Raw genomic sequence first — 25,176 nt, 5'->3', positions numbered from 1 at the left:
TACGGTGACCCTGTTTTGCGTCAGCCAATTCGAGGGAATCACATGGGAGTTACGCGTCGGCGGTTCATCGGTGTGTCGGCGCTGGGTGGTGCGGCGGCGATCGCCGGGATGCCGGTCGCGCGGGCCGAGGGGTTGAGAGTCGTTGGGGCGGGGGAGTCGGAATACCTGCCGCTGGTGTTGCGGGGCTACAACCGGCGCTACGGGGTGCGGCCGGACAATGTGTTCCTGCCGAGCGCCGGGGAGCAAGTGCGGGAGGCGTTGGCGCGAGCGCTGTCGACGGGGAAGGGGTTCGCGGTTCGGTCCGGTGGGCACTGCTTCGAGGATTTCGTCGACAACGCTGGAACGCGGTCGATCATCGACCTCGGCCAACTGAACGGGGTGCGGTGGGACGCCGAGCACCGCGCGTTCTCCGTGGACGCCGGAGCCGAATTGAAGGGCGTGTACGAGGCGCTGCATCGTTGGGGAGTGACTTTGCCCGCCGGGATCTGCCTCGGGGTGGGGATGGGCGGGCATGTGCCCGGCGGCGGATACGGCGCGCTGTCACGGCGATTCGGGTTGGTGGCCGACTACCTGTACGGAGTGGAGGTGGTCATCGTCGGCGCCGACGGCGAACCTCGCATCGTCTTGGCGACGAAGGACGGCCCGCACGCCGACCTGTGGTGGGCGCACACCGGCGGGGGTGGCGGCAATTTCGGTGTGGTGACGCGGTTCCTGTTCCGCTCGCCGGATTCGGACGGTGCCCACCCCGCGACGGCCTTGCCCAAACCGCCCGGCCTCGTGATGCATTCGCGCTTGGTCGTCCCCGCGCTGAGCGAATCAGCGTTCGTGCGGTTGCTCGGCAACTACATCGCCTTCTTCGAGCGGTACAGCGCACCCGGCAACAGGTTTGCGGGTTTGTATGCGCCGCTGAGCTTTCGAACCACGGGCACCGGTTTCGCGCAACTGCTGATACTGCTCGACGCCGACGCACCGGATGCCCGCACCCGCTACGACGAGTTCGTCGCGGCCGTGCTGGACGGTGTCGACGCGCTGCCGGTCACCCAGCCCATCACCACAACCTCCTACGCCGACACGGTGTCCCAGGTCTACTACGCGAAGGCGCCGCTGCCGCCGCGCGTGAAGGTGAAGACGGGCTATCTGCGCCGCGCCTACACCGAGGGCCAGCTGCGTACCTTCTACCGCCACATCACGGACCTGTCGGTGCTGGGCGAGACCGAATTGGAGTTCCTGCCGTTCGGCGGCGCGATCAACGCCGTCGCGCCCGACGCCACCGCCATGCCCGTGCGGGACTCCTTCATGAAGATGCTCATCCACACGGCGTGGCGGTTGCCCGAGGGCGATGAGCGCCATATCGCTTGGGCGCGTGAGCTTTACAGCGATGTCTACGCCGAGACGGGCGGGGTTCCCGTGCCGAACGAGCGCAACGGCGGCAGCTACATCAACTACCCGGACCCCGATCTGGCGGACCCCCGGTGGAACCGGTCCGGCCTGCCGTGGCACCACTTCTACTACGGCGACAACTATCCGAAGTTGTTGCGCGCCAAAGAGACCTGGGACCCACGAGGAGTCTTCCGGCACGCGCTGTCGATCGGCCGGCCCGGCTGAGCGAGCCGCTGTTCGCCCGCTCCACCGAGAAGCCGGGCGGTTGCGGATTCGTCCGGGACGGCGTCCGCGATATCAGGTCACACCAGCGCCAGCACGCGGCACGGACCACCCGTGCCGCCCGCATGTTTCGGCGCCCCCACCACCACGGTCGCACCCGACGGCGGCACGGCGGCGAGGTTGGCCAGCATCTCCACCCCGTAGCGGCCCGCGCCGAGGATGGTGGTGTGGGCGCCGTAGTCGCGGCTGCGTCCGGTGTCGAGACTGAGCGTGTCGACGCCCACGCCGACCACATTCCGATGGGCGACAAGGTGTTCCGCCGCCGCCGGGTCGATGCCGGGTGCGTGCGGGACGCCGTCGCGCAGGTTGAGGAAGGCGGCCGGGTCGGCGAGGCGGCGCTCCCAGCCGGAGTACAGGGTGACCAGCGCGCGGTCGGGGACGCGGCCGTGCTCGTCCTCCCAGCGGTCGATGTCGTCGACGGTGAGCGCGGCGTCGGCGTCGGTCTCGGCCTTCGCGCTGATATCGATGACCACCAGCGGCGCGACGAGATCCGCGACGGGCAGCGCGTCGACCGTCGCCCCGCCCGGGATGCGGTGCACGGGCGCGTCGACGTGCGTGCCGGAATGCTCCCAGTACGCCAGCGCGTTCTGGTCGAACCCGCTGATCGCGTGCCACGACACCGGAATCGACGTGAACGGCGGACTGCCCGGCCACGTCGGCAACCCGGGATGCAGCGTGTGCGTGAGATCCACGACCCCCGTGGCCGTCGGGACCGCCCGCGCGGGCGCGGCTGTCGCGGCCAGCGCCGCCACCCCCGCCGCCGCGAGCACGGCCCGCCGATTCGGCCGCGCCCGCTCGTGGGCGACCTGAACGATTCTCGGTGCGCACATGTCATGCCTCCCGTGGGTGGAACAGTGCGCTGCGACAATACCTTTCCGGGACTCCGCAGCCCGGTGATCGCGCGACCACGTCGGCTCATGGCGAAATCCGACACCTCCCGGCAGAATCGCGGCCATGACCACCGACCGCCTCGCCCGCGCCGTCGCGTCCCTCCGCGGCCTTGCCGTGGGCGACGCGTTCGGCGCCAACTTCTTCGTTCCCGCCAATCTCCCCGCGCTGCGGGAGCGCACCCTCCCGCCGCCGGTGTGGCCGTGGACCGACGACACCGAGATGGCGTGCTCGGTCGTCACGGTGCTGGCGCGGCTCGGCACGATCGAGCAGGACGCGCTGGCCGCGTCGTTCGCCGAGCGCCACGACTTCGATCGCGGATACGGGCCGGGCGTCAACCGGATGCTGCGGCTCATCCGCCAGGAGGGCGGGGACTGGCGGACGCTGGCCACCGCCGCGTTCGGCGGGCAGGGGTCCTGGGGCAACGGCGCGGCCATGCGGGTGGCGCCGATCGGGGCGTACTTCGCCGACGATCTCGACCGGGTAGTCGCCGAATCGGCGGCGTCGGCGGAGGTGACGCACGCGCATCCGGAAGGCGTGGCGGGCGCCGTCGCGGTCGGCCTCGCCACCGCCCTGCGTGCGGCCGAACCCGAGCTGCGCGGACCCGAGTTCCTGGATGCGGTCGCCGCACGCACGCCGGCGGGCGCGGTGCACGAGGGCATCCTGGCGGCGCGCGCGTTGGCGGGAGACCCCGAAGCGGCCGCCGCGGCCCTCGGGAACGGACGCGACGTGTCGGCGCCCGACACCGTCCCGTTCTGCCTGTGGGTGGCCGCGCACCACCTCGACTTCGCGACCGCGAACTGGGTCACCGCGAGCGTGGGCGGCGACGTCGACACCACCTGCGCGATCGTCGGCGGCATCCTCGGCGAGTCGCTGGTGCCCGCCGCGTGGCGGGCCTCTTGCGAAGAGCTGCCCGACTGGTCCGGAGTGCGCCTGACCGGCGCCTAGCAATCGCTAGGCAACGTGCTGATCTGCGCCGATCCTCCGCCTGTGGTTCGAACGCGGGCGACTCGATCGGTATAGTCGCCGCGGATGAGTAGTTCCGTCCGTGATGTGCCGAAGTCGTCGAGCCGCCGCATGCAGCGCGTGGTGTGGCTCGTGCCCGCGCTGCTCGTCGTCTTCACCACCGTCTGTCTACGGACCCCGCTGTGGCCGTTCAAGGAGATCAGCGGCGGTTTCATCGACCTGCAGGTGTATCGGCTCGGGGTGGAGACGCTGCGCCACGGCGGCGATATGTACGGCCAGCTCCCGCAGACCACGCTGGGCATCGGACTGCCCTTCATCTATCCGCCGTTCGCCGCGCTGGTGCTGGCGCCGTTCGCGCTGCTGCCGTGGGATGTCGCCGCGTTCGCCTTCTTCATCACCTCGACCGCCGCGCTGACGCTCACGCTCTACCTGGTGGCGCGCCGCGTCTGGCCGGAGGAGAACGTGCGCCGCACCGCGCTGTTCGCCACCGCGTGCGCCGCACCGCTGGCGATGCTGCTCGAACCGACCCGCTCCACGCTGGACTTCGGGCAGGTCAACCTGCTGCTGATGGCGTTGGTGGCGGCCGACTGCCTCACCGAGAAACCGAAGTGGCGGCGCGGCATGCTGGTCGGCATCGCGGCGGCCATCAAGCTCACGCCCGCCGCGTTCGTTCTCTATTTCCTGGTGCGCAAGGACTACAAGGCCGCGGCGACGGCCGCCGTCACCGGGGCGGTCGCGACAGGCCTGAGTTTCGCCGTGCTGCCGAGCATGTCGATGAAGTACTGGTTCGGCGGCCTCAACGTGGACGGGCTCAGCGGCTCGGCCTTCCACACCAATCAGTCCATCCAGGCGGTGCTGGCGCGATTGCGGGTGCCCGAGCCCGCGTTCACCCTGATCTGGCTGGCGGCCGGCGCGGCGTTGCTGGTGCTGGTGGTGGCCGCGATGCGCCAGGCGCAGCACCTGCCCGCGCTGGCGCTGTCCATCAACGCGGTGTTCACGCTGCTGGTTTCGCCGATCTCGTGGTCGCACCACTGGATCTGGATCGCGCCCGCGCTGTTCGCGATGGTCGGTTACGCGGTGCGGATGCCGTGGCGCACGGCGCTGGTCTGGCTCACGGTGGCCACGGCGACGGCGGCGGTGTTCGTCTACGGGCCGCAGAACTGGCTGCCGAGCGGTGAGGACAAGGAGTCGCTGTGGACGCCGTGGCAGCACTTCATCGGCAACACCTACGTGTGGTTGAGCGTGCTGCTGGTGGTGGCGTACCTGGTGACGGCGCGGCGCTCGACCGCTGTCGAGAAGGTCAGCGTGCCCGAGCGCGCGGAGCTGGTGCCGCACTGACGGCCAAGGGATTTGGCGCTGCCTACCGCCCGATGTAGAGGGAACCGGGCGGGGCAGCCACCCTGGATTCAACGGCGTCTACCTGAGCCGCGCACCCGTTGTTGTCTGAGAGTCGCCTGAGGATCAGTGCGGCGCGCCGGAAATGACTGATTCGTCCGGCCAACGGTCCGCCCACGGCCGCGCCGTTTCGAGTTGCCGTGCGACGCCCAGGATTCCGAGTTCGTCACCGGGGCGGCCGACGAGCTGCACGCTCAGCGGAAGACCGTCGCGCGACCAGCCCGCGGGCACCGCCGCCGCCGGATTGCCGCACAGATTCCACATCGCCGTGTACGCGGTGAACGGCAGGCCGCGAAGGGCGGCGCGCAGTACGCCCGCGCCGTCGAGCTTGCCGAGCGTCGGCGCCAGCGTGGGCAGCACCGGGGTGAGGACGAGGTCGAACCGGTCGAACACGGTGTTGACGCGCTCCGCGATGCGGTCGCCCCGCGCCTCGGCCGCGCGCAGCACCCGCTCCGGGGTGAACAGTCGAGCCGCCGTCGCGATACGACGGGTGCGCCGCTCGAGCAGGTCGGGCCGGTCCACACGCGCGGCTTCCTCCGCGAGCCCGCCGACGAATTGCGGCAGGAACGCGGGGGCGGCCTCGGGATAGGGGAGCTCGAACTCCTCGACGTGGTGGCCGAGGCCGGCGAGCGTGTCGGCGATCGAGTGCACGGCCGACACGCATTCCGGATCGGGCCGGACGAACCGGACGGCGGGCCGCACGGAAACCGCGATGCGCAGCGGGCCGGATTCGGGGGCGTCCGCGAACGGCGTGGCGGGTGGTGCGGGCCGCCAGCGGTCGGTCTGCTGGTTGCCGCTGATCACGTCGAGGAGCAGCGCGCTATCGGCCACCGACCGGGTGAGCACGCCCAGCACGCCGAGCGCGCGCCACAGATCGCGGTGCGGCGCCGTGCTCACGCGCCCGCGCTGGGGTTTGACCGCGAAGAGGCCGCAGCTCGCCGCCGGGATGCGCAAGGAGCCGCCGCCGTCGCCACCGGTCGCCGCGGCCACCGCGCCCGAGGCGACCGCGGCCGCCGAACCACCGCTGGAGCCGCCGGTGCCGCGCGTGGGGTCCCACGGGTTGCGGGTGTAGCCGTGCGCGGCGGATTCGGTGTAGGGCCAGGCGCCGAACTCGGGCATCGCGGTCTTGCCGACGATGATCGCGCCCGCCGCCCGCAGCCGCCGCACGATCTCGGAGTCCGCGGCGGCCGGCGTGGTGACGGCCGCGCCGCCGTAGGTGGTGCGCGCGCCCGCCACGTCGGCCTCGTCCTTGATCGCGATCGGGACGCCGTGCAGTGGGCCCAGCGGAGCGTCCGCGGCGTCGCGCGCGTCGGCCTCGGCGAGCGCCTCCTCGCCGAGGACCGTGGTGAAGGCGTTGAGGCGCGGCTGGATTCGCTCGATGCGGGCGAGGGTCTGCTCGGTGAGTTCGCGCGCCGAGATCAAGCCCTCGCGCACGGCGTCGGCCTGGCCGATCACCCCGGTGAACCGGGGCCGGTCGCCGTGCGAGGTCATGCGCGCTCCTCTCCCGCGCCCGAAGTGGACGCCTGATCAGGGGTCCTGATTACATGCCGCCCCGCCGGATGGTGTCAAGGGCGCGCACCCCCGATCGATCGGCGATACTCGGTGCGTGATCGCCTCTTCCGCGCTGCGCCGCGCGCTCGCCGTGTTGACCTTCGTGACGCTGGGCGTGCTGCCGATGACGTCCGCGCAGGCGGCACCGCTGTCGGAGTGCGGGTGGAGCGGGCGGGTCGGGGCCGACACCCTCAACGTCGCGCTGCCCGACACGTTCGCCAACTACTGGGTGGCCGCCGTCCCCGCGCTGCCGCCGGAGGGTGTCACCTTGCGCGGGCGGTTCCCGCACGGCCGCTACATCTCGTTCACCAGCTATCGCGGTGCGCAGACGTTCGACGGGCTCGACGACCTGCGCATCGCGCCGGACCCGGGCAGCGTCAATCCCTTCCTTCCGGGCGCCGATCGCACCGCCACCGACCGCTCGTACACCGTGCGCGTGCTGCCCGGTCCGCGTCCGGAGCGGCCCGAACCCAACACCTTGTACGCGGATCCGGCCCTGGCCGTGCTGATCTACCGCGTGTACCGCCCGGACGCGGGACGTGACGCGCTCGGTGGCGAACCGCTGCCCGAGATCACGGTCAACGGTGCGCAAGGATCGCGCACGCTGCCCGCCTGCCCACCCGCGGCGAGTCCCGCCGATCCCGGCACGGTGCACCTGCCCAGCGGTCCGGACCTGCCCGGTCGCGAGGGGCGAACCTGGTCCAAGACCAGCGGAAACGGGTTGTTCGCCAATCCGGACAACCAGTACCTGACGTCGCGTGTCGCGCCGCGCGCCGGGGAGGTGGCGGTGGTGCGGGCGAAGGCCCCCGCCACGCCCGCCACGGTCGGCGGGGAATCGCGGATGGGCGCGGGGGAGGTGCGGTATTGGTCGCTGTGCTCGAACGAGTTGTTCAGCACCCGGGTGTCGGCCTGCGTGGTCGACGACGAGGTGCCGGTGGATGCGGACGGGTACTTCACCGTGGTGGTCTCCGACCCGGCCGACCGCCCGGCGCACGCGACGGCGGAATGCGGGGTGGCGTGGTTGCCGACCACCCGCTTCGCCACCCTGCTCATCCTGCGGAACATGTTGCCCGCGAACGACTTCTACCATTCGATTCAGCGGGCGGACGCGGACGATCCGGCGGCGGCGATGGGCGAGTATCACCCGCGCACCGAGCTCGGCGCGGCGTCGGATTTCGTCGCGCCCGGATGTCGGTGAGCGCGGCGGCCCGAACGGCCGGAGCCGCTGTGCGCGGGGTGCCGATGCTCGTCCGGAATGGCCGCTTTTCTCGATTTCCGACCGGTCGTTTTGTTTGATGAATCCCGCTGGCCCGCAATGTTTCCGGCCGGTAAGGGGTACGATCTGCTACGGCGTTCTCGAACTGTCGCGATAGCTGAAGAGGGGTACGGCTGTGAGCACGATTCTCGCTACGGCACAGGATATGTACGGCGCAGTTCTGGCCCAGGTCGGTAATCCGACCCCGGAGGCCCCGCCGATCTCGGACAAGATCATGCAGATGGTCCGCTATCTGACCTGGTTCGTGCTGCTCTCCGGCATCGCCGCCATCACCTTCGCGGGCGGGCGCTTCGCCTGGGAGAAGTGGTCGGGCGGCGGCCTGCAATCGCCCAAGATGGTCGCGGGCGCCATGCTCGGCGGCGTCGTGGCCACCAGCGCGGGCACCATCATGAACGCGGTCGTCGGCGTCTGACGCTCAGCCGTCCCGCCACTTGATCGAGCAGCCCATGCTCGGCCGGTGGGGTTCCGGCACGGCCGCGCCCGCGCGCACGGCGGCCAGGGCGGCGCGCAGCTCGCCGCCGGTGACCGGTTTGCCGTTGCCCGGGGTGGATTCGTCGAACGCGCCCCGGTAGGCCAGTGTGAGTCCCGAGCCGTAGAGGAAGAAGTCGGGCGTGCAGGCGGCGCCGAACGCGCGGCCGACCTCCTGGGACGCGTCGATCAGGTACGGGAAGGTCCAGTCGGCCCGTTTCGTTTGCGCGCGAAGACCTTCCGGCCCGTCGTCGGGGTAGGCGGTCGCGTCGTTCGAGCAGATCGCGAAGGTGGGGATGTCCGAATCCCGCACCACCGCACCGAGTTCGGCTTCCACGTGCTTCACGTACGGGCAGTGGTTGCACGCGAAGATCACGAGCAGGCCGGGGCCGTCCGCGTAGTCGGCGCGCCGGTGGACGCGGCCGTCCAGATCGGGTAGCGCGAACTCCGGCGCCGGCGTGCCGAGCGGGATCATGAGGGATTCCAGTGCCATTCCTGCCTCCGTCCGATCGTTCGAGATTAACGGGATGCGCTGCCGGTGTTTCCGGGATCGCTCGGATCGGTATGACGTAACGACCAGCTCGTCTACCCGGACAGCGCCCGGTCCAGCAGGGCGAACAGATCGGTGAAATGCCTGCGCGCGGCCGCCTCGTCGTAGGGCGGGATGTCGCTCATCGTGAATCCGTGCCGCGCCCCCTCGTACACCACCGAGGTGTGGCGCACGCCCGCGTCCTCCAGGGCGCGGTCGAGGCGGGCGATCTGTTCCGGCGGCATGGACTGGTCGGCGTCCGCGTGCGCGATGAACAGTTCCGCGCTGATCCGGTCGGCCGCGTGATGCGGACTGTCGGGCCTGTCCTCGGCGGCGAGGCGGCCGCCGTGGAAGCTCGCCGCCGCGGCGATCCGGTCGCCGAACTCCGCGGCCGCGCGCAACGCGAGCCGTCCGCCCATGCAGTAGCCCGTCACGGCGAGCGGTCCCGGCGCCACGAACTCCGACGCGTCCAGCCAGTCCAGATAGCGGCCGATGTCCCCGATCGCCCGGTCCGGGGTGAGCGCCTCGCGCGCCGGGCCGAGCGCGGCGAAGAACGCGGCGTGCGCACCCTCGACCGCCGGATCGGGCATGGGCAGCACCGGCGCGCGGCCGGTGCGGTAGAAGACGTTCGGCGCCAGCACCGTGTACCCCCGGGCGGCGATCTCCTCGGCCATCTCGCCTAGCCGCGGCCGCAGGCCGAACGCGTCCATGATCAGCAGCACGCCGGGGTGCGCCGTGCCGTCGTCGGGCCGGGCGAGGTAGGCGTCGGCGGCGCCGTCGAGCGCCGGGACGTCGAGCGTGCGAAAAGTGACGGCGTGGGGCATCGAAATCCTCGGAGAGTGGCAGCCGGTCACGGAAATCCTAGTCAGCCGTTCGATTCGGCAGCGACACACGCTATTTGCCGCCCAATTGCGCAATTACCGTCCGGGTACTGTGCAGAGCATCGGGAAGGTTTTTCGTTGACTGTTCTCCGCTGACTGGCCCGGCGTCCCGCGCCGGGTGAAGAGAGGTCGAACCGTGAAACTGAGCTGGATGGCGGCGCCCGCGCTGCTGGTCGCCACGATGACGGGCTGCTCCGACGACAACGGGACCGGGGAGGCCACCACCACTCCGGTCTCGACGAGCGCCACGGCGTCGGAGGCCGCACCCGCGTCCGAACCCGTCGATATTCCCGGTGCCGTGCGAATTCCGTTGGGCGAGAGCGTGAATGTGCCCGTGCCCGCGGACGCGGTACTGGATATCAACGCGCCCGCCGAATGGGGTGACGCCGCCTCCGCCGTGCGCTGCACGGTAACCGACGGCACCGGACGCAATGAGGATCTGCGGTCGGAGGAACCGCGCAAACAGGAGGAGATCGGCGGCAAGCGGTGGATCACGCTGTGGACGTTCTCCTCCCCGCCCGGCGCGGAGGTGACCGTCGGGTGCGCCGATGCCGACAACGCGGTCACCGACGCCGCCCTGCGCTACGTGCTGGTGGTGCCGCGCGGCGTGCTGCCCGGCTGACGCGCTACTTCCCGTGCGCGCGTAGCTGGTACAGCCCCTTCGTCACCGCGACCGTCTTGCCTTCGGCGTCGGTGACCACGGCCTCGAGCGTGAAATCGGCTTTGCCGCGCTCGGCCGCCTCCGCCTCGATCCGCGCGATCTCCTCCTCCGACAGGGTCGCCTCGGCGCGCAGCTCGGACCGCGCCATGCCCACGAATTTGATCTCGAACCCCTTCACCAGCGGGAAGTACGCCGAATTGTCGAAGGTGGCCACGGCGATCGCGCCGCCCAGCACCTCGGCGACGGTGAACTGCACACCGGCGTAGATCACCCCGAAATGATTGCCGTTGCCCTCCACCGGAACCGTGGTCGCGGCATAACCGCGCCGCACGTCGAGCGCACGTACCCCCATCTTCGCGGCGGCCGGGACGGTGAATTCCAGAGCGCCGTTGACGATGTCGGTGAAGGGCGGGGCGTCCTCGGCGGCGTGCTCGGTCATCGGGAGTCCTTTCGCGCTCGATCCGGCGCGGCGGGCGCGGACCGCGCCGTCCCCGATACACCGGCCCGCCTCGGCTGAGGGCGGGTGACATCAGATTAGGAAGGTCCCGGCTCCGGCGCAATCACGGTGTCGGTAACCGCAGGTAGGCTCGGGTCGTGGTCGAGGTGACAGACTACCGCGAGCGGCCGTCGCGGTTGCCCGGCGCGGTCCTGTGGACGCGTTCGGGAGTCGGCGGCGCGCGTCCGGTGTTGCCCGACGGCTGCATGGATCTGATCTGGTGCGACGGCACGCTGCTCGTCGCGGGGCCCGACACGGCCGCGTATCTCCCAGCGGGCGGTGGGCACTACGCGGGCATCCGGTTCTTTCCCGGTGCCGCGCCCGCGCTGCTCGGCGTGCCCGCGCACGAATTGCGGGACCGGCGCGTCGATCTCGCCGACCTGTTCCCCGCCGCCACCGTGCGCGCATTGGCCGGCCGCGTCGGGGAATCCGCCGACCGGGCCGCCGCGGTGGAAGCGATCGCGCTGCGCCGTGCCGCGCGCACCGATCCGCCCGACCGGGCTCTGACCGGTGTGGTGCGCGCCCTCGCGGCGGGGAGTTCGGTCGCCGCCAGCGCGGATGCGGTCGGCATCGGCGCGCGCACCCTGCATCGGCGCGCGTTGGACGCCTTCGGCTATGGGCCGAAGACCCTCGCCCGCATCCTGCGGTTGCAGCGCGCGCTGGCGGCCGCCTGGGCCGGAACGCCCGCCGCCGAGGCCGCGGCCCGCACGGGTTACGCCGATCAGGCGCACCTCGCGCGGGACATGCGGGAGTTCTCCGGGATGACGCTGGGCGAGTGGCTCGGCGGTCAGCCCAGCGGCGCGTAGAGGTCGACGCTGTTGCCGTCGGGATCGAGCACCGAGGCGTAGCGCTGGCCCCACGGCGCGTCCCAGGGCTTGTTCTCGCCGTGATAGCCGGCCGCTTCCAGCTCGGCGTATTTCGCGTCCACCTCGGCCGGGTCGGCGCAGCGGAAGGCCAAGCCCATGCGGCCGGAATCGCCGGGAGCGCGCCAGTCCGGCATGAAGGCGCGGATGGTCTCCTCGGTGTCGAACGCGAGCCGGAAGCCGCCGGTCAGTTCCGCCTCGACGTGCGGCTGGGTGTGCGCGCCCTCGGGGAAGGTGAGGCCGAGGCGGCGGTAGAAGTCGAGGGTGGCGGCCATGTCGGAGACGACGATGCCGATGAAGTCGAGTCGCGGTGTCATAGCGGCAGCGTAAGGCGGCCGCGGCGGGCCGGTCTTGAAGAAATCGGTCAGTGCGTGCGGGTGGGGACCAGCTCGCCGATGAGGTTCTCGACCAGGATGCGGATCCGGTCACGGATCGTGCGCACCACCTCGATCGTCTCGTCCGCCGGATCGGGCAGTACCCAGTCGCGATAGCTGATGCCGGGGAAGAACGGGCACGCGTCGCCGCAGCCCATGGTGACCACCACATCGGAGACGCCGACCGCCTCGTCGGTGAGTTTGCGCGGGATGCGCCCGGCGATATCGATCCCGACCTCGGCCATCGCCGCCACCACGACGGGGTTGGGGCGCTCGGCGGGCGTGACGCCCACGGACCGGACGTCGATGCGGTCACCGGCGAGCTCGGTGAGGAACCCGGCGGCCATCTGTGAACGGCCCGCGTCGCACGCGGAGGCGAACAGCACGCTGGGTTTGTGGGCCATCGGGACGCCTTTCGGTGGCTGGTACTTCGGTCGTGCGGTGCCCGTTTCGCCCAGACCGGGTCGAAACGCTGTCGTAGCGTAAGGGATACGCGCGGGGGCGCGCTGCGGACGGGGGCGTGTCCGGTGCTCGCCACTCCCGGTTCCGCGCCCGGTCGCCGGATGTTTGCGCAGCTAGGGGCGTCGCGCTGCGAAAGGAGTTGCCGTGGTGAAAATTTCCGCGCACATGCGAACGGACCGGTCGGTCGAGAAACTCGACCGCCGGTCCGAGAGTGCTTGGGGCTCTTACTAAATGGGGCGCAGGTCCATCACCTTGCGCAGGCGGGCGCGGTCGCGTTCGAGCTTGCGTGCCTCGTAGGCGATCGGGAAGTAGCGCAACCGCTCCGGCAACAAGGGGACGGTGCGCGCGATGATCCAGCCGAAAGCGCGCAGCTTGCGTTCGTCGGATTCGGTCCAGGTGAGGCCGAGTTTGTGACGGGCCGGTTCGGGGGTGGTGCCCACTGTGACGAAGTACTGCAACCGGCCCACGGGCGCGACGAGCGCTCGCCACAGCGGCGCGAACACCCGCGGCAGTTGCTTCGGCGGGGCGACGGAGCGGATCACTCGCAGGTAGTCGTGCGCGGTCGAGGTCTCCTGCAAGTGGTTGGCGACCATATCGGCGAAGTACGTCTCGAAGGCCGCGAAATCGGCGGGCACTTCCTTCGGCGCGACGGAGAAGTTGCGCAGCAGCTGCAACGTCTCCTGGTAGTACGCCTCCTTCTCGGCGTAGGTGAGCGGGCGGCGGGCGAAGTACTTCGCGTTCTCGGTGAAGGCGTAGGTGCCGGTGTGCAGGACCCAGGCCCACGGACCGGCGCTGAGCGCCTTGTGGCGCACGCCCTCGGCGTCGGTGGTGTTGAGCGAGGCGTGCATGGCGCGCAGGCGGTCGGCCTCGGCCAGGGCCTCCTCGCCGCCGTAGATCCACATCATCACCGAGGCCAGGCTGCGCAGCGCGCGCCCCATCGGGTCGGTGCGGAAGGTCGAGTGTTCGTCGACGACGGCGGCGATGGTGGGTTCCATCGTCTGGAGCAGGAACGCCGATCCCGCGGTGAGCGAGAACGTGACGAGCCCCGTTTCGTCCCACATCCGGGTACCGGGTGCGATCGGGCGGCGGGGCGGCTGGTTCCGCGGCGTGAGGTCCACGGCGACGGACGCGGTCATGGCGATCTCCTTTGATCGTCGCACGGTGCAATACGATGAGATGATTAAGCTAACATCTTCTCATCATCTTGGCAGGGTGGCGGCCGGTGCGCCACCCCTAGGCTGGGATTCATGACGACGGATTGGCGCACCCGACCCGGCCGGATCGGCGTCCTCACCGGCGCGGGCATCTCCACCGACTCCGGTATCCCGGATTTCCGCGGGCCGCGCGGCGTATGGACGAAGGACCCGATCGCCGAGTTGCTGTCGACCTACGACGCCTACGTCTCCGATCCCGAACTGCGGCAGCGCTCTTGGCTCGCGCGGCGCGACAACCCGGCCTGGCAGGCGGTGCCCAACGCCGCGCACCGGGCGCTGGTCGAGCTGAATCAGGCCGGGCGCGCGGTCACCGTGGTGACCCAGAACATCGACCGCCTGCACCAGCGGGCGGGGTTCCCGGACGGGCGGGTCATCGAGATCCACGGCAACATGTTCGACGTGGTCTGCGTGGAGTGCGATTTCGCGGCGACCATGGCCGAGACGCTGGAGCGGGTCGCGGCGGGCGAACCCGATCCGCCCTGCCCGGCCTGCGGCGGCATCCTCAAGGCCGCCACCATCATGTTCGGCCAGCAACTGGACCGCCGCAGCCTCACCAAAGCCGCCCTCACCGCCGAGACCAGCGACCTGTTCCTCGCCATCGGCACGTCCTTGCAGGTCGAACCCGCGGCCTCACTCTGCTCGATCGCCGTCCGCTCCGGCGCCGACCTCGTCATCGTCAACGCCGAACCCACCCCCTACGACACCCTCGCCACCGAAGTGATCCGCGAACCCATCGGCACCGCCGTCCCCCGCCTGGTCCAGGAGATCCTGTCGAGCTGACGGTCGCCGTCGCGTTCACGGACGACGCCCCCGTCGGGACAGGCCGCCGAGGTGGCGTAAGTCCACTCAGCCGATCGGGTCGAGGACTCGGTCGAGGTAGGGGTTGGTGAACAGGCCCTTGGGGTCGAGGCGGCGGCGGACGGCGGTGAAGTGGTCCCAGTCGGGGTAGCGGGGGCGGAGGGTTTCGGCGGTCTGGAAGTGGCGTTTGCCCCAGTGGGGGCGGCCTTCGTAGCGGTCGAACACCTCTTCGCAGGCGCGGAAGTACGGCTCCCACTCCATGCCGCGGTACTGGTGGACGGCGATGTAGCAGGTGTCGCGGCCGCCGGCGGGGGAGAGGAAGGCGTCGTCGGGGGCCACCCAGCGCACCTCGATCGGCATCGGCGTCGCGAAACGCGCGGAGACCTCTTTGATCTCGCGGATGGCGTCGGCCGAATGGGCGCGCGGGATGGCGTATTCCATCTCGGTGAAACGGAAGAGCCTGGGGGAGGCGAAGACCCGATACGAGCGGTCCACCTGGCGGCGGTAGCTGCCCGCGTGCGCGGCGAAACGGTGGATGAGCGGGATCGACGCCGACTGCCACTTGGCCACCCGGCACAGCGCGTCGAACGCGTGATTCGACATGAGGACGTCGTTGAACCAGTCCAGCGCCTTGCCGCGCGGCTGCTCGACCTCCTCGACCCGGTTGTTGCGCTTGGTCATCGCCAGCGGGCTGTGCGCGAACATGTAGAACTCGAAGTGCTCGTTGCCGTCGACGTAGGCGTCCAGATCGGCGAGCACGTCCTCGACCGGAACCGGTCGCTCGATGCCCTCCAGCACGAACGAGGGCACCAGCCGCAAGGTCACGGCCGTCACCACGCCGAGCGCGCCGACGCTGACCCGCGCCGCCCGCCAGCCGTCGGGATCGGTGTCGGCGTCGAGTTCGACGAGCCGGCCCTCGGCGGTCATGAGTTCCACCGAATGCAGTGCGGCGGAGATGTTCTGGAGCGTCGCGCCGGTGCCGTGGGTGCCGGTGGCGGTCGCGCCCGCGACGGTCTGCACGTCGATATCGCCGAGGTTGGGGAAGGCCAGTCCGGCGGCGTGCAGCGCGTTGCTCGCGGCGTTGAGGGTGATCCCGCCCTGGACGCGCACCAGTCCCGAGGCGGCGTCGACGGCGAGGATGCGGTTCATCTTCGCCATGCTCACCAGTAGTCCGTCGGTGAGGACGGCGTCGGTGAAGGAGTGTCCCGCGCCCGCGACGCGCACGCTCTGGCCGCGGTCGGCCGCGCCGGTGAGGAGTTCGGCGAGTTCGTCCGGGCTGCCCGGCGTCGCGATGGCCGCCGGGGTACAGGATTGATCTCCCGCCCAGTTCACCCATTTGGTCATGTGTCCAACTTTAGGACATGGGTGTGACCCGCGCTACCCGCAGGGTGGTGCTTTCGATTACCGGCGGCGGTGGCTCGCGCAGGCGTGGGCCTTCGCGCGCTCCACTTCGTCATCGGTGAGCGGCGGCACCGTCAGGGGCATGCGCGGGACGGAGTCGGAGCGCACGCCGTTGAGCATTACCGCGACGTAGCGCCGCCAGGTGCCCGGGTTGACCGGATTGGTGAACTCGGTGAGCGCGTCGAGCATGTGGATCATGGCGAAGAAGTCCGACGACTCGATGTCGGGCTGCAGCGCGCCCGCCTCGCGCGCCCGGTCGATGACCTCGGCGACGGCGGGTTTGATGCGGTCGCGCAGCGCGACGAATCGTTCTGGATCCTGCTGCAATTCGAGCATCACCTCGCCGAAGCCGCGATTGGCGGCCAAGTGCCCGCACGCGTACTCGAAGAATTCGACCAGTCCCAGCCACGGGTCCTCGTGCCGCGCCGCCTCCTGCGCGGCGACCAGCAGATCGCCCAGGTGCTGCTCGAACACCTCCGCGATCAGTTCGGTTTTGTTCGCGAAGCGGCGGTAGACCGTACCGACGCCGACGCCGGCACGTTCGGCCACGTCGTCGAGGGTGATCTCGAGTCCGTGGTCGGCGAAGAGTTCGCGCGCGGCGGCGACGATGCGCTGCTGGTTTCGCGCGGCATCGGCACGCAGGCGCCTGGGTGGAGAGGGGGCCGTGGCGTGATTCACACCCCCATGTTACCAACGATCGGGATTAAGCGGAGGGCATCCCTCCGTTAACGTGATAGCTTCATCGGTAAGCGGAGGCAATTCCTCCGCATCGATTTCTACGACTCAGTCCGAGGGGACCTATGACCACCGCGATCGATCGAGGGACCGACCTCGACAAGTCACCGTCGGGCCGCCGCGGCTCGCACGCCCTGCGCTGGTGGGTGCTCGCCGTCCTCGGCGTCGCCCAGCTGATGGTGGTGCTCGACGCCACCGTCGTGAACATCGCCCTGCCCGCCGCCCAGCTCGACCTCGGGTTCGGCGACGCCGATCGCCAGTGGGTGATCACCGGATACGCCCTGGCCTTCGGCAGTCTGCTGCTGCTCGGCGGCCGCCTCAGCGACCTCTTCGGCCGCCGCAACACCTTCATCGTCGGCCTGGTCGGCTTCGCGGTGGCCTCCGCCATCGGCGGCGCGGCGCCGAACTTCGAAGTCCTCGTCGCCGCCCGCGTGGGCCAGGGTGTGTTCGGCGCGCTGCTCGCGCCCGCCGCGCTCTCGCTGCTCACCGTCACCTTCACCGAGCCCGGTGAGCGGGCCAAGGCGTTCGGCATCTTCGGCGCCGTCGCGGGCACCGGCGGCGCGATCGGCCTGCTGCTCGGCGGCGCGCTCACCGAGTGGGCCAACTGGCGCTGGGTGATGTTCGTCAACCTGATCTTCGCCGCCGTCGCGCTGGTCGGCGCGGTGCTGCTGCTGGCCAAGCACGTCGCCACCGAGCGCCCCAAGCTCGACATCCCCGGCACCGTCGTGGTGACCGCGGCGCTGTTCGGCATCGTCTACGGTTTCGCGCACGCCGAGACCGACGGCTGGAGCAACGGCGTCACCCTGGCCTTCCTGTTCGGCGGCGCCGCGCTGCTCGCGGTGTTCGTCTGGCTGGAGACCCGGGTCGCGCACCCGCTGCTGCCGATGCGAATCCTGTTGGACCGCACCCGCTCCGGCTCCTACATGACCGTGTTCGTGATGGGCATCGGGATGTTCGCGATCTTCCTGTTCCTCACCTACTACATGCAGCTGAGCCTCGGGTACTCGCCGATCATGACCGGCGTCGCGTTCCTGCCGATGGTGGCGGCGATGATCGTCTCGTCCACCACCACGCCCTCGTTCCTGCTGCCCAAGGTGGGCCCGAAAGTGGTCGTGACCGCGGGCTTCCTGATCGCCGCGGGCGGTATGGCCTGGCTGACCCAAATCGGCCTGGACACCGGCTACGCCACCCACATCCTGCCCGCTCTGGTGCTGATGGGCCTCGGCCTCGGTGGCGCGATGGCGACCGCGTTCCAGGGCGCGACCGCCGGCGTCCATCACGAGGACGCGGGTGTGGCCTCGGCCATGATCAACACCAGCCAGCAGGTCGGCGGTTCCATCGGCACCGCGCTGCTGAGCACGATCGCCGCCTCGGCCGCCACGGACTACCTGTCCACCGCGCAGCCCGGCCCGCTGGCCGCCGCGCAGGCCCAGATCGAGAGCTACACCACCAGCTTCTGGTGGGCCACCGCGATCTTCGTGGCCGGCGCCGTGCTGGCGGCGGTGCTCATGCCGAACACCGCGCCCGCGCCCGCCGAGGGTGAGCCGGTGCTGGCGCACTGAGCCGCACACGGAAAACGACTGCGCCCGGGCCGGTTTCAACCGACGCGGGCGCAGTCGTTTCCGTCAGCAGTTGCTCGGTGGCGTGGCCCCCGCGAATCGGTCGGCCAGATAGGTGAACGCCCGCGGTGACCCCTGCGCGATCGCCGTGCCGTGATCGGCGCCGGGCAGCAGGTCGAGCAGCACCGGTGTACCCGCCGCGCAATAGCGTCCGGCGAGATCGCGCACCAGCCACGGATTCACCTGGTCGGACTGGCCGTGCCACTGGTACACCGGCACCCGCGGCACACCCGGGTAGATCTCGAGGCTGTTCTCGTGCAGGACGCGCACCGTCACCGGATCGGCGTCGAGTGCCCCGGTGAACACATCGGAGAAGCTGCGGTTCGCGCCCGCGTCGATGATCTCGGTGGTGCAGGCGTTGGCGATGCGGTCCCGCAGCGCCCGGCCGGCGGGATTCAGGTTGCGCGCCATATCGATCCGACCGGGGTACTCGCGCTCCAGACCGATCGCGGCGGCGAAACCGAGCCCGAACAGCGGACTCGGCGTACTCCCCACTTCGAGGGCGAGCTTGCCGATATTGACGGGGACACCGCCCTGCGCGGCCCCGACAATGTTCAGTTCCGGCGCGTACTCGGGCGCCATCGCCGCCGCGAAGCCGGTCGCCATCCCGCCGCCCGAGTACCCGGCCATGCCGACCGGGCTGCCGCCGAGTCCGGCGGGTGCGAACCGCTGCGCCGCGCGGATGCCGTCGAGGGTGATACGTCCGCCGAGTCGCGCCGCTCCGTAGGCGCTGTTCGGACCGAGATGATCGGGCACCGCGACCGCCCAGCCCCGCGCCAGCAGCAGATTCAACGCGGGCGCCTCCTGGAGTCCGCCGTTGAACAGGGTCTGCGACGGCGCGCAGTGCGTGCCCAGCGAATTGACGAACGGCTGGTACGAGACCAGCGGCCGGTTGTTCCCGCCGCCGGGCGGCACCAGCAGCGTGGTGACCGCCGCGATCGGCTGGTCCGCCGAGTTCGTCGAGCGGAACAGCAACTGCCATACCGTCGCTCCGGGGAAGCCGGGCGCGGCGACCGTCCGGCTGCGCAGCACGTCGCCGGGGCGGGCCGCGTTCAGATCGCCCGGCGTCGCGAAGAAGGCGTCGGCGGAGGGGACGGGGTAGATCGGGACCGCGGCGGCAGGCGCGGCGAAACCCAGACAGGTTGCCGCGGCCGCGGCCGCCGCCAGCGCCACGCGCAGGAGCGATCCGATGCCGAAAGGTTGCTCGGACCGACCCGTTGCCGTCAGGGTCGTGCGCGGTATTGCCAGTCGTGCCACCATCGTCGCTCCAGAACTGAGGGGGTAGGGGGTCGAACGAACGGAGTCCTCACCCCTCAGTTCGATACGGGGACGTTCGCGGTTCGGCATGACTTTCGCGCGTCCTCGGTCGGTGGACCGCCTGGTGTCGATGGACGACGTGATTCCGGGCCCACGTCCCCGCCCACCCGCCACCGGGCCGCTACCGATACGATTGCCGCCGGTGAACTCGCCGCCGTCGCGCCGGGGAAAATCGGAGGATTCCGAGGGCTCTCGCGTGGGTAGCCAACAGACTGCTGTGTCGCTGCGGTGCGGCCGGGTTCCCCGGGTTTTCGACCTGCGGCCCCGAGCTTCGTAGACTGCACGGATCGGGTGTCGCGGCCGAGGCCCCCGGCCGCCCCGTGCACGGTGGCGGCGTCGCCCGGCGCGGCGCGGTGCACGGTGAACGGCGCGTCGGTGACGCGGTGGACGACTTGGACGGCACGACGGAAGGGGGTCAGCGGTGTTGGATTCCGCCTGCCCCGGGGCCCTGCGTGGCGACGCCGCGCTACCGCCTCCGGGCCTGAGCCGGGCCGGGCGGACGTGTGCTCCTCGCACCCCGGCCGCCGTCCGGCCGCGCGTGGTACACCGGTCAAATTCTCCGCTGCCGCTGGGGAGTTCGGCCGTTATCATTGTCGGTTCGGCGGTGCCGGGCGGACCGGCATGATCTTGATGACGAGCCGGTCGCAGCCGACACGGAAGGGAGACCCGAGCGTGGCCCATGATCGAGCCGGGCGTCCCGCGCGCGCCAGCGACCTGGAGGACATCGCGCACCTGGTCACCGCGTACTACAGCCGCATCCCGGACCCGGGCGACCAGGCCCAGCAGGTGGCGTTCGGCACCTCCGGCCACCGCGGTTCCAGCCTCGACACCGCCTTCAACGAGGCGCACATCCTGGCCGTCACCCAGGCGATCGTGGAGTATCGCGCCACCCGCGGCATCACCGGGCCCGTCTATCTGGCCCGCGACACCCACGCCCTCTCCGAGCCCGCGTGGACCACCGCGCTCGAGGTGCTCGCCGCCAACGACGTGACGGCCGTGATCGATTCGCGCGACCGCTACACCCCCACGCCCGCGCTGAGCCACGCCGTGCTGCGCCACAACCGCAACGGCGCGCGCCACCAGGCCGACGGCATCGTGGTCACCCCCTCGCACAACCCGCCGCGCGACGGCGGTTTCAAATACAACCCGCCGCACGGCGGCCCGGCCGACACGGTCGCCACCGACGCCATCGCCGCGCGCGCCAACGAACTGCTGCGCGGCGGCCTCGCCGAGGTCAAGCGCACCACCTTGCAGCACGCGCTCACCGCGAGCGTGGAACGTTACGACTACCTCGACCACTACATCGCCGACCTGCCGAACGTGTTGAACCTGGACGCGATTCGCGGCGCGGGCATCCGCCTGGGCGCCGACCCGATGGGCGGCGCGAGCGTCGACTACTGGGAGGAGATCGGCCAGCGCTACGACCTCGAACTCGAGGTCGTCAACCCGTTCGTGGATCCCACCTGGCGGTTCATGACGCTCGACGGCGACGGCAAGATCCGGATGGACCCGTCCTCGCGCTACGCGATGGCCGCGCTGGTCGCGATCAAGGACGACTACGACATCTCCACCGGCAACGACGCCGACGCCGACCGCCACGGCATCGTCACCCCCGACGGCGGGCTGATGAACCCCAACCACTTCCTGGCCGTCGCGATCGAATACCTGGTCGCCAACCGCATGGGCTGGGACGCGCTCACCAAGATCGGCAAGACCGTGGTGACCTCGTCCATGATCGACCGCGTGGTGAGCGTGCTCGGCCGCGACGTGCACGAGGTACCGGTCGGCTTCAAATGGTTCGTGCCCGGATTGTTCAGCGGCAGCCTGGCTTTCGGCGGTGAGGAGAGCGCGGGCGCGTCGTTCCTGCGGATGGACGGCACCGTGTGGACCACCGACAAGGACGGTCTGCTGCTGGCCCTGCTCGCCGCCGAGATCGCCGCCGTCACCGGTCAGACGCCGTCGGCGCGCTACGTGGAACTCGAGCGCCGCTACGGCGCGCCCGCCTACGAGCGCATCGACGCCGCCGCCACCCCGGAACAGAAAGCCCGGTTGGCGAAGTTGTCCTCGGACATGATCACCACACGCGAAGTCGCGGGCGAGCCGGTCACCGCCGTGCTCACCCGCGCACGGGGCAACGGCGCCCCGCTGGGCGGCGTCAAGGTCACCACCGAGAACGCGTGGTTCGCCGCGCGCCCCTCGGGCACCGAGGACAAGTACAAGATCTACGCGGAGTCGTTCCACGGCCCCGAGCACCTGGCGCAGGTGCAGGCCGCCGCCGAGGAGATGGTGGGCAAGGCGCTGTCCGGTGACCGCTAGAACCAAGGCCCTGCCCACCGAGATCTGGGTGATGGTCGGGGCCGCGTTCGTCATCGCCATTGGATTCGGGCTCGTCGCGCCCGTGCTCCCGCAGTTCGCCCGCAGCTTCGGGGTGGGCGTCGCCGCCGCGTCCGCGATCGTCAGCGCGTTCGCGCTCATGCGGTTGTTGTTCGCGCCCATGAGCGGTCGGTTGGTTCAACGGCTGGGCGAGCGCTGGGTGTATCTCGGCGGTCTGGTGATCGTCGCGGTGTCGACGGGCGCGAGCGCGTTCGCGCAGACCTATTGGCAGTTGCTGGTGTTGCGGTCGGTCGGCGGGATCGGCTCGACCATGTTCACGGTGTCGTCGCTGGCGCTGGTCATCCGGATCTCGCCGCCCGAACAGCGCGGGCGGGTCTCGGGACTGTGGTCCACCAGCTTCCTGGTCGGGTCGGTGAGCGGTCCGCTGGTGGGCGGTGCGCTGGCCGGGCTCGGCCTGCGGGCGCCGTTCCTGATCTACGCGGCCGCGCTGCTCGCGGTGAGCCTGGCCGTGCACCTGAGCCTGCGCCGATCGGTGCTGGCCGCACCCGAGGTGAGCGGCGAATTGCGCCTGATGTCGTTCCGCGAGGCGCTGGCCCGGCCCGCCTATCGCGCGGTGCTGTGGTCGAACTTCGCCAACGGTGCCGCGGTGTTCGGCGTGCGGATGGCGTTGGTGCCGCTGCTCGTGGTGGAAGTGCTGTCGCAGCCGCCGGGGATGGCGGGCGTGGCGCTCACGGCGTTCGCGGCGGGCAACGTCGCGGTGCTGTTCCTCTCCGGACGGCTGTCGGATCGGTGGGGACGCAAGCCGTTCCTGATCGTCGGGACACTGGTGTGCGCGGTGGGCACCGCCGGGCTGGGATACGCGCCGGATATGACGTGGGTACTGATCACGTCGGTCGTGGCGGGGCTCGGGTCGGGGATGATGACGCCCGCGCAACAGGCGGCGGTGGCCGACATTTTGGGGCCGAAGGCGCGCGGCGGGCCGGTGCTGGCGGGGTTCCAGATGTCGGCCGATCTGGGCGCGGTGCTGGGGCCGATCGCGGTGGGCGCGTTGGCCGAGGAGACGTCGTACGGTGTGGCGCTGGCTGCCACCGGTGGGCTGCTCGCGTTGGCCGCGCTGGCGTGGGCGGTGGTGGGGGAGACGTTGCCGCGGCAGGCGGCAGCGGAGGTTCCGGACCTCGGCGACGCGAGTGGTGGTGCGGAGGCGAATCTCGGCGTCGCGGGCGGGGTGGTGGATCACCGGGGTGCGGTCGGGGAGCGCGAGAACGGTGCGGGTCATCGGGTTTCCGGCGACGACGTGGTGGACGGGCCGACCGGACTCGGCAAAGGCGGCGCGTCGACCGTCGGGTGACGGGGTCGGAGTGGTGGACCCGTCAACCCCATCTGGACGGGGGACTCCAGGTCGCGCTGCGGGTCAGCGGTTTGTCGCGCGGGATCGAACATGGCTCGCGCCCTGTGCCGGTCGGCGTATGAGGGCCCCACCGGTGCGCGAATTGTCGTGCGGTGTCGGCATTCTGTCGTGCCCCGGAAATCGGGGGCACGCGATTCCGCTCCGCCGCGCGGATTTTCGGCTGTCGGCGCGCCTTCGCGTTTCGATTCCGCCCGTGCCGCGCGTTTCCCATCGGCGCGTACCCGATTCGTGACCGCGTGGTAACCAGCGGTTTTCGTCCTTCCGTACCGGGCATTGTGAAATACCCACGCGGCCCGTGGAATTCCGGGCCGGCCGGTAACGAACCCCTCGATCCTTCCGACTTACGGGCAGCAACGAATTCGTCGGGGCGGAAAACGGAGCAGGAGACGAAATGAGTGCGAAATTCCTCGTGGCGGTCGCGGTCGCGGCGGTGGTGTTCGGCGCGACGGGCTGCGGCGGCGACGATTCCACGGCCGCGCCGACGACCGCTCCGGTGAGCGTGCCCACGACGGGCGAACCCGCCGCCACTGCGGGCTCGCCCGCGCCGAGCCCGAGTGCGCAGACGAGTCCAGTCACGCAGGCGCCCCCCGCCGACGACACGGCCGCGCCGACCACCTACCCACCCGTCGGCACCGGCCCCGTCGACGCCCGCGAGTACCAGATCGGCGATCACTTCTACTTCCAGTCGCCGACCGGAAACATCAAGTGCGGCTTCCTGCTGGACGACAACTTCGGCGTCGGCTGCCAGCTGCGCGACGCCACCGTCATCCCGCCCGAGCTGCCCGGCTGCACCCCCGCCCCCGACCGGGCGGTCGCGGCCCATGTGAGCGGCCCCACCTCGGAGTTCCTGTGCCTGAATCAGGGCATCTTCGTCGGCATCCCGCAGGACGGCACGGCTGCGGGCGGCAAGATCCTCCCGTACGGCGAATCCATCATGGTGCGCGGCTACAGCTGCATGTCGTTGCCCGACGGTGTGCGGTGCGACAGCGGTCGCGACGCCGGGTTCGTCATCGCCGCCGATCACCAAGCGCTCTTCTGACGTCGCACCGCCCGCCCGGCGCATCCCGGGCGGGCGGCGTACGGCACAGTGGACACGTGAGCGAATCGCGTTCGAACTACACCCCGCGGCCGATGTCCAACAACACCACCTACGCGCTCGGCGCGGTCGCCCTGGTGCTGATCGTGTTGCTCGTGGTCCTGGCGTTCCGCTGGACTCGGGACGACCAGTCGGTCCGCAACGACGGCTACGGTCCGGTGCGCGACGCGGGCGTGGTCGCGGTGCTCGAGGCCGACGGCGCGGTGCTGCTCGGCAAGCCCGATGCGCGCAACACCCTAGAGATCTACGAGGACCCGCTGTGCCCGGCCTGCGGCACCATGGAGTCCGTCTACGGCCAGGAGATCGCCCAGAAAATGGACGAGGGCGCCCTCGCCGTGCGCTACCGCTACGTCAACTTCCTGGACGCCAAGTCGGGCAGCAAGGACTACTCGACGCGCGCCATCGCCGCGAACGAATGCGTCGCCGAGGCCGGTGACGGCCCGGTCTACTCGAAGTTCCACGAGGCCCTGTTCGGCGACAAGCAGCCCTCCGAAGGCGGTTCCGACTTGACCAACCAGGACCTCGCCGCCCTCGCCGCCGACTCGGGCGCCCCCGACGCCGTCATCTCCTGCATCACCACCGGTACCAAGCTCGACGCCGCCAAGACCCACGCCGAAGCCGCGCTGGAGGCCCTGACCGCGCGCATGGACGGGCGCGCCGCGACACCGGCCGTGTTCGACGGGGACACCAAGGTCGATGTGAACAACCACGAGTGGGTCGTGGAGGCGTCGAACTGATCGCTTCCACCGGGAAGTAGTCCCGCCGATCGGGAAAACGGGGGA

General features: G+C 70.6%; 24 protein-coding genes. 13 read left to right on the top strand and 11 right to left on the bottom strand.

Annotated elements, in window-relative coordinates; translation table 11 throughout:
- The first annotated feature begins 42 nt into the window (after positions 1-42).
- A complete protein-coding gene (locus DFR74_RS31055) occupies positions 43-1,605 on the top strand; it encodes an FAD-binding oxidoreductase (protein ID WP_067510874.1) in 1,563 nt (520 codons plus the stop codon).
- A 77-nt stretch (positions 1,606-1,682) separates the two neighbouring features.
- Here DFR74_RS31055 and DFR74_RS31050 read toward each other — a convergent pair whose 3' ends face one another.
- Positions 1,683-2,492 (bottom strand): cyclase family protein, encoded by an 810-nt coding sequence (locus tag DFR74_RS31050; protein WP_067510873.1) that lies wholly within the window; start codon positions 2,490-2,492, stop codon positions 1,683-1,685.
- A 124-nt stretch (positions 2,493-2,616) separates the two neighbouring features.
- Between DFR74_RS31050 and DFR74_RS31045 the strand changes: the two genes are divergently transcribed.
- Together DFR74_RS31045 and DFR74_RS31040 are read left to right on the top strand one after the other, a co-directional pair.
- The gene (locus tag DFR74_RS31045) at positions 2,617-3,498 is read left to right on the top strand and encodes an ADP-ribosylglycohydrolase family protein (protein WP_067510872.1); all 882 of its coding nucleotides are present in this window, start codon (positions 2,617-2,619) and stop codon (positions 3,496-3,498) included.
- A gap of 84 nt (positions 3,499-3,582) precedes the next feature.
- Positions 3,583-4,854 (top strand): glycosyltransferase 87 family protein, encoded by a 1,272-nt coding sequence (locus DFR74_RS31040; protein WP_067510871.1) that lies wholly within the window; start codon positions 3,583-3,585, stop codon positions 4,852-4,854.
- 123 nt (positions 4,855-4,977) lie between these two features.
- Here DFR74_RS31040 and DFR74_RS31035 read toward each other — a convergent pair whose 3' ends face one another.
- Positions 4,978-6,402 (bottom strand): amidase, encoded by a 1,425-nt coding sequence (locus DFR74_RS31035; protein WP_067510870.1) that lies wholly within the window; start codon positions 6,400-6,402, stop codon positions 4,978-4,980.
- A 115-nt stretch (positions 6,403-6,517) separates the two neighbouring features.
- Here DFR74_RS31035 and DFR74_RS31030 point away from each other — a divergent pair, with 115 nt between their 5' ends.
- Both DFR74_RS31030 and DFR74_RS31025 read left to right on the top strand, forming a co-directional pair.
- Positions 6,518-7,660 (top strand): hypothetical protein, encoded by a 1,143-nt coding sequence (locus DFR74_RS31030; protein ID WP_067510869.1) that lies wholly within the window; start codon positions 6,518-6,520, stop codon positions 7,658-7,660.
- 223 nt (positions 7,661-7,883) lie between these two features.
- Positions 7,884-8,150: a hypothetical protein gene (locus DFR74_RS31025; protein WP_195125989.1), complete on the top strand. Its 267-nt coding sequence runs from the start codon at positions 7,884-7,886 to the stop codon at positions 8,148-8,150.
- A 3-nt stretch (positions 8,151-8,153) separates the two neighbouring features.
- Here the strand turns inward: DFR74_RS31025 and DFR74_RS31020 are convergent, their stop codons facing one another.
- Positions 8,154-8,699, bottom strand: a complete 546-nt coding sequence (locus DFR74_RS31020; protein ID WP_067510867.1) for a thioredoxin family protein — start codon at positions 8,697-8,699, stop codon at positions 8,154-8,156.
- A gap of 92 nt (positions 8,700-8,791) precedes the next feature.
- Positions 8,792-9,559 carry a dienelactone hydrolase family protein gene (locus DFR74_RS31015; RefSeq protein WP_067510866.1) on the bottom strand — a complete coding sequence of 256 codons (768 nt, stop codon included), beginning with the start codon at positions 9,557-9,559 and terminating at the stop codon, positions 8,792-8,794.
- Between the two features lie 193 nt (positions 9,560-9,752).
- On the opposite strand from DFR74_RS31015, the gene DFR74_RS31010 reads away from it, so the two are divergent.
- A complete protein-coding gene (locus DFR74_RS31010) occupies positions 9,753-10,238 on the top strand; it encodes a hypothetical protein (protein WP_067510865.1) in 486 nt (161 codons plus the stop codon).
- 4 nt (positions 10,239-10,242) lie between these two features.
- On the opposite strand, the gene DFR74_RS31005 is transcribed toward DFR74_RS31010, so the two are convergent.
- Positions 10,243-10,716 (bottom strand): YiiD C-terminal domain-containing protein, encoded by a 474-nt coding sequence (locus DFR74_RS31005; protein ID WP_067510864.1) that lies wholly within the window; start codon positions 10,714-10,716, stop codon positions 10,243-10,245.
- A 155-nt stretch (positions 10,717-10,871) separates the two neighbouring features.
- On the opposite strand from DFR74_RS31005, the gene DFR74_RS31000 reads away from it, so the two are divergent.
- Positions 10,872-11,579: a helix-turn-helix domain-containing protein gene (locus tag DFR74_RS31000; protein ID WP_324192268.1), complete on the top strand. Its 708-nt coding sequence runs from the start codon at positions 10,872-10,874 to the stop codon at positions 11,577-11,579.
- Here the strand turns inward: DFR74_RS31000 and DFR74_RS30995 are convergent.
- The 3 genes from DFR74_RS30995 to DFR74_RS30985 form a co-directional block, all read right to left on the bottom strand.
- A complete protein-coding gene (locus DFR74_RS30995) occupies positions 11,561-11,953 on the bottom strand; it encodes a VOC family protein (protein ID WP_067510863.1) in 393 nt (130 codons plus the stop codon). The two genes, DFR74_RS31000 and DFR74_RS30995, sit on opposite strands and share 19 nt — an antisense overlap.
- 47 nt (positions 11,954-12,000) lie before the next feature.
- Positions 12,001-12,414, bottom strand: a complete 414-nt coding sequence (locus DFR74_RS30990) for an arsenate reductase/protein-tyrosine-phosphatase family protein (protein ID WP_067510862.1) — start codon at positions 12,412-12,414, stop codon at positions 12,001-12,003.
- A 285-nt stretch (positions 12,415-12,699) separates the two neighbouring features.
- Positions 12,700-13,608 carry an oxygenase MpaB family protein gene (locus tag DFR74_RS30985; RefSeq protein ID WP_067510861.1) on the bottom strand — a complete coding sequence of 303 codons (909 nt, stop codon included), beginning with the start codon at positions 13,606-13,608 and terminating at the stop codon, positions 12,700-12,702.
- A 111-nt stretch (positions 13,609-13,719) separates the two neighbouring features.
- Between DFR74_RS30985 and DFR74_RS30980 the strand changes: the two genes are divergently transcribed.
- Positions 13,720-14,466: an SIR2 family NAD-dependent protein deacylase gene (locus DFR74_RS30980; RefSeq protein ID WP_067510860.1), complete on the top strand. Its 747-nt coding sequence runs from the start codon at positions 13,720-13,722 to the stop codon at positions 14,464-14,466.
- 66 nt (positions 14,467-14,532) lie between these two features.
- Here the strand turns inward: DFR74_RS30980 and DFR74_RS30975 are convergent, their stop codons facing one another.
- Entirely contained in the window at positions 14,533-15,828 is a 1,296-nt protein-coding gene (locus DFR74_RS30975) for a D-arabinono-1,4-lactone oxidase (protein WP_067510859.1), read from the bottom strand.
- 57 nt (positions 15,829-15,885) lie between these two features.
- On the bottom strand, positions 15,886-16,563 hold the full coding sequence (locus DFR74_RS30970) for a TetR/AcrR family transcriptional regulator (RefSeq protein WP_067510858.1): 678 nt from the start codon (positions 16,561-16,563) through the stop codon (positions 15,886-15,888).
- Between the two features lie 122 nt (positions 16,564-16,685).
- Between DFR74_RS30970 and DFR74_RS30965 the strand changes: the two genes are divergently transcribed.
- The gene (locus DFR74_RS30965; protein ID WP_067510857.1) at positions 16,686-18,182 is read left to right on the top strand and encodes an MFS transporter; all 1,497 of its coding nucleotides are present in this window, start codon (positions 16,686-16,688) and stop codon (positions 18,180-18,182) included.
- 63 nt (positions 18,183-18,245) lie between these two features.
- Here the strand turns inward: DFR74_RS30965 and DFR74_RS30960 are convergent, their stop codons facing one another.
- Positions 18,246-19,499, bottom strand: coding sequence for a lipase family protein (locus DFR74_RS30960; protein WP_084537832.1), 1,254 nt, complete (start codon positions 19,497-19,499; stop codon positions 18,246-18,248).
- Positions 19,500-20,228: 729 nt separating this feature from the next.
- On the opposite strand from DFR74_RS30960, the gene pgm reads away from it, so the two are divergent.
- The 4 genes from pgm (at position 20,229) to DFR74_RS30940 (ending at position 25,131) form a co-directional block, all read left to right on the top strand.
- Entirely contained in the window at positions 20,229-21,872 is a 1,644-nt protein-coding gene (gene pgm / locus DFR74_RS30955; protein ID WP_067510908.1) for a phosphoglucomutase (alpha-D-glucose-1,6-bisphosphate-dependent), read from the top strand.
- Positions 21,862-23,238 (top strand): MFS transporter, encoded by a 1,377-nt coding sequence (locus tag DFR74_RS30950; protein ID WP_411720383.1) that lies wholly within the window; start codon positions 21,862-21,864, stop codon positions 23,236-23,238. The genes pgm and DFR74_RS30950 overlap by 11 nt, the downstream gene beginning before the upstream one ends.
- Before the next feature lie 451 nt (positions 23,239-23,689).
- Positions 23,690-24,337 (top strand): hypothetical protein, encoded by a 648-nt coding sequence (locus DFR74_RS30945; RefSeq protein ID WP_067510856.1) that lies wholly within the window; start codon positions 23,690-23,692, stop codon positions 24,335-24,337.
- 56 nt (positions 24,338-24,393) lie between these two features.
- Complete coding sequence (locus DFR74_RS30940) at positions 24,394-25,131, top strand: DsbA family protein (protein ID WP_084537831.1); 738 nt, start codon at positions 24,394-24,396, stop codon at positions 25,129-25,131.
- The last annotated feature ends 45 nt before the right edge of the window (positions 25,132-25,176 follow it).

The sequence above is a fragment of the Nocardia puris genome (assembly GCF_003315035.1).
Taxonomy (GTDB): domain Bacteria; phylum Actinomycetota; class Actinomycetes; order Mycobacteriales; family Mycobacteriaceae; genus Nocardia; species Nocardia puris.
This window is presented reverse-complemented; position numbering and strand designations above follow the sequence as displayed.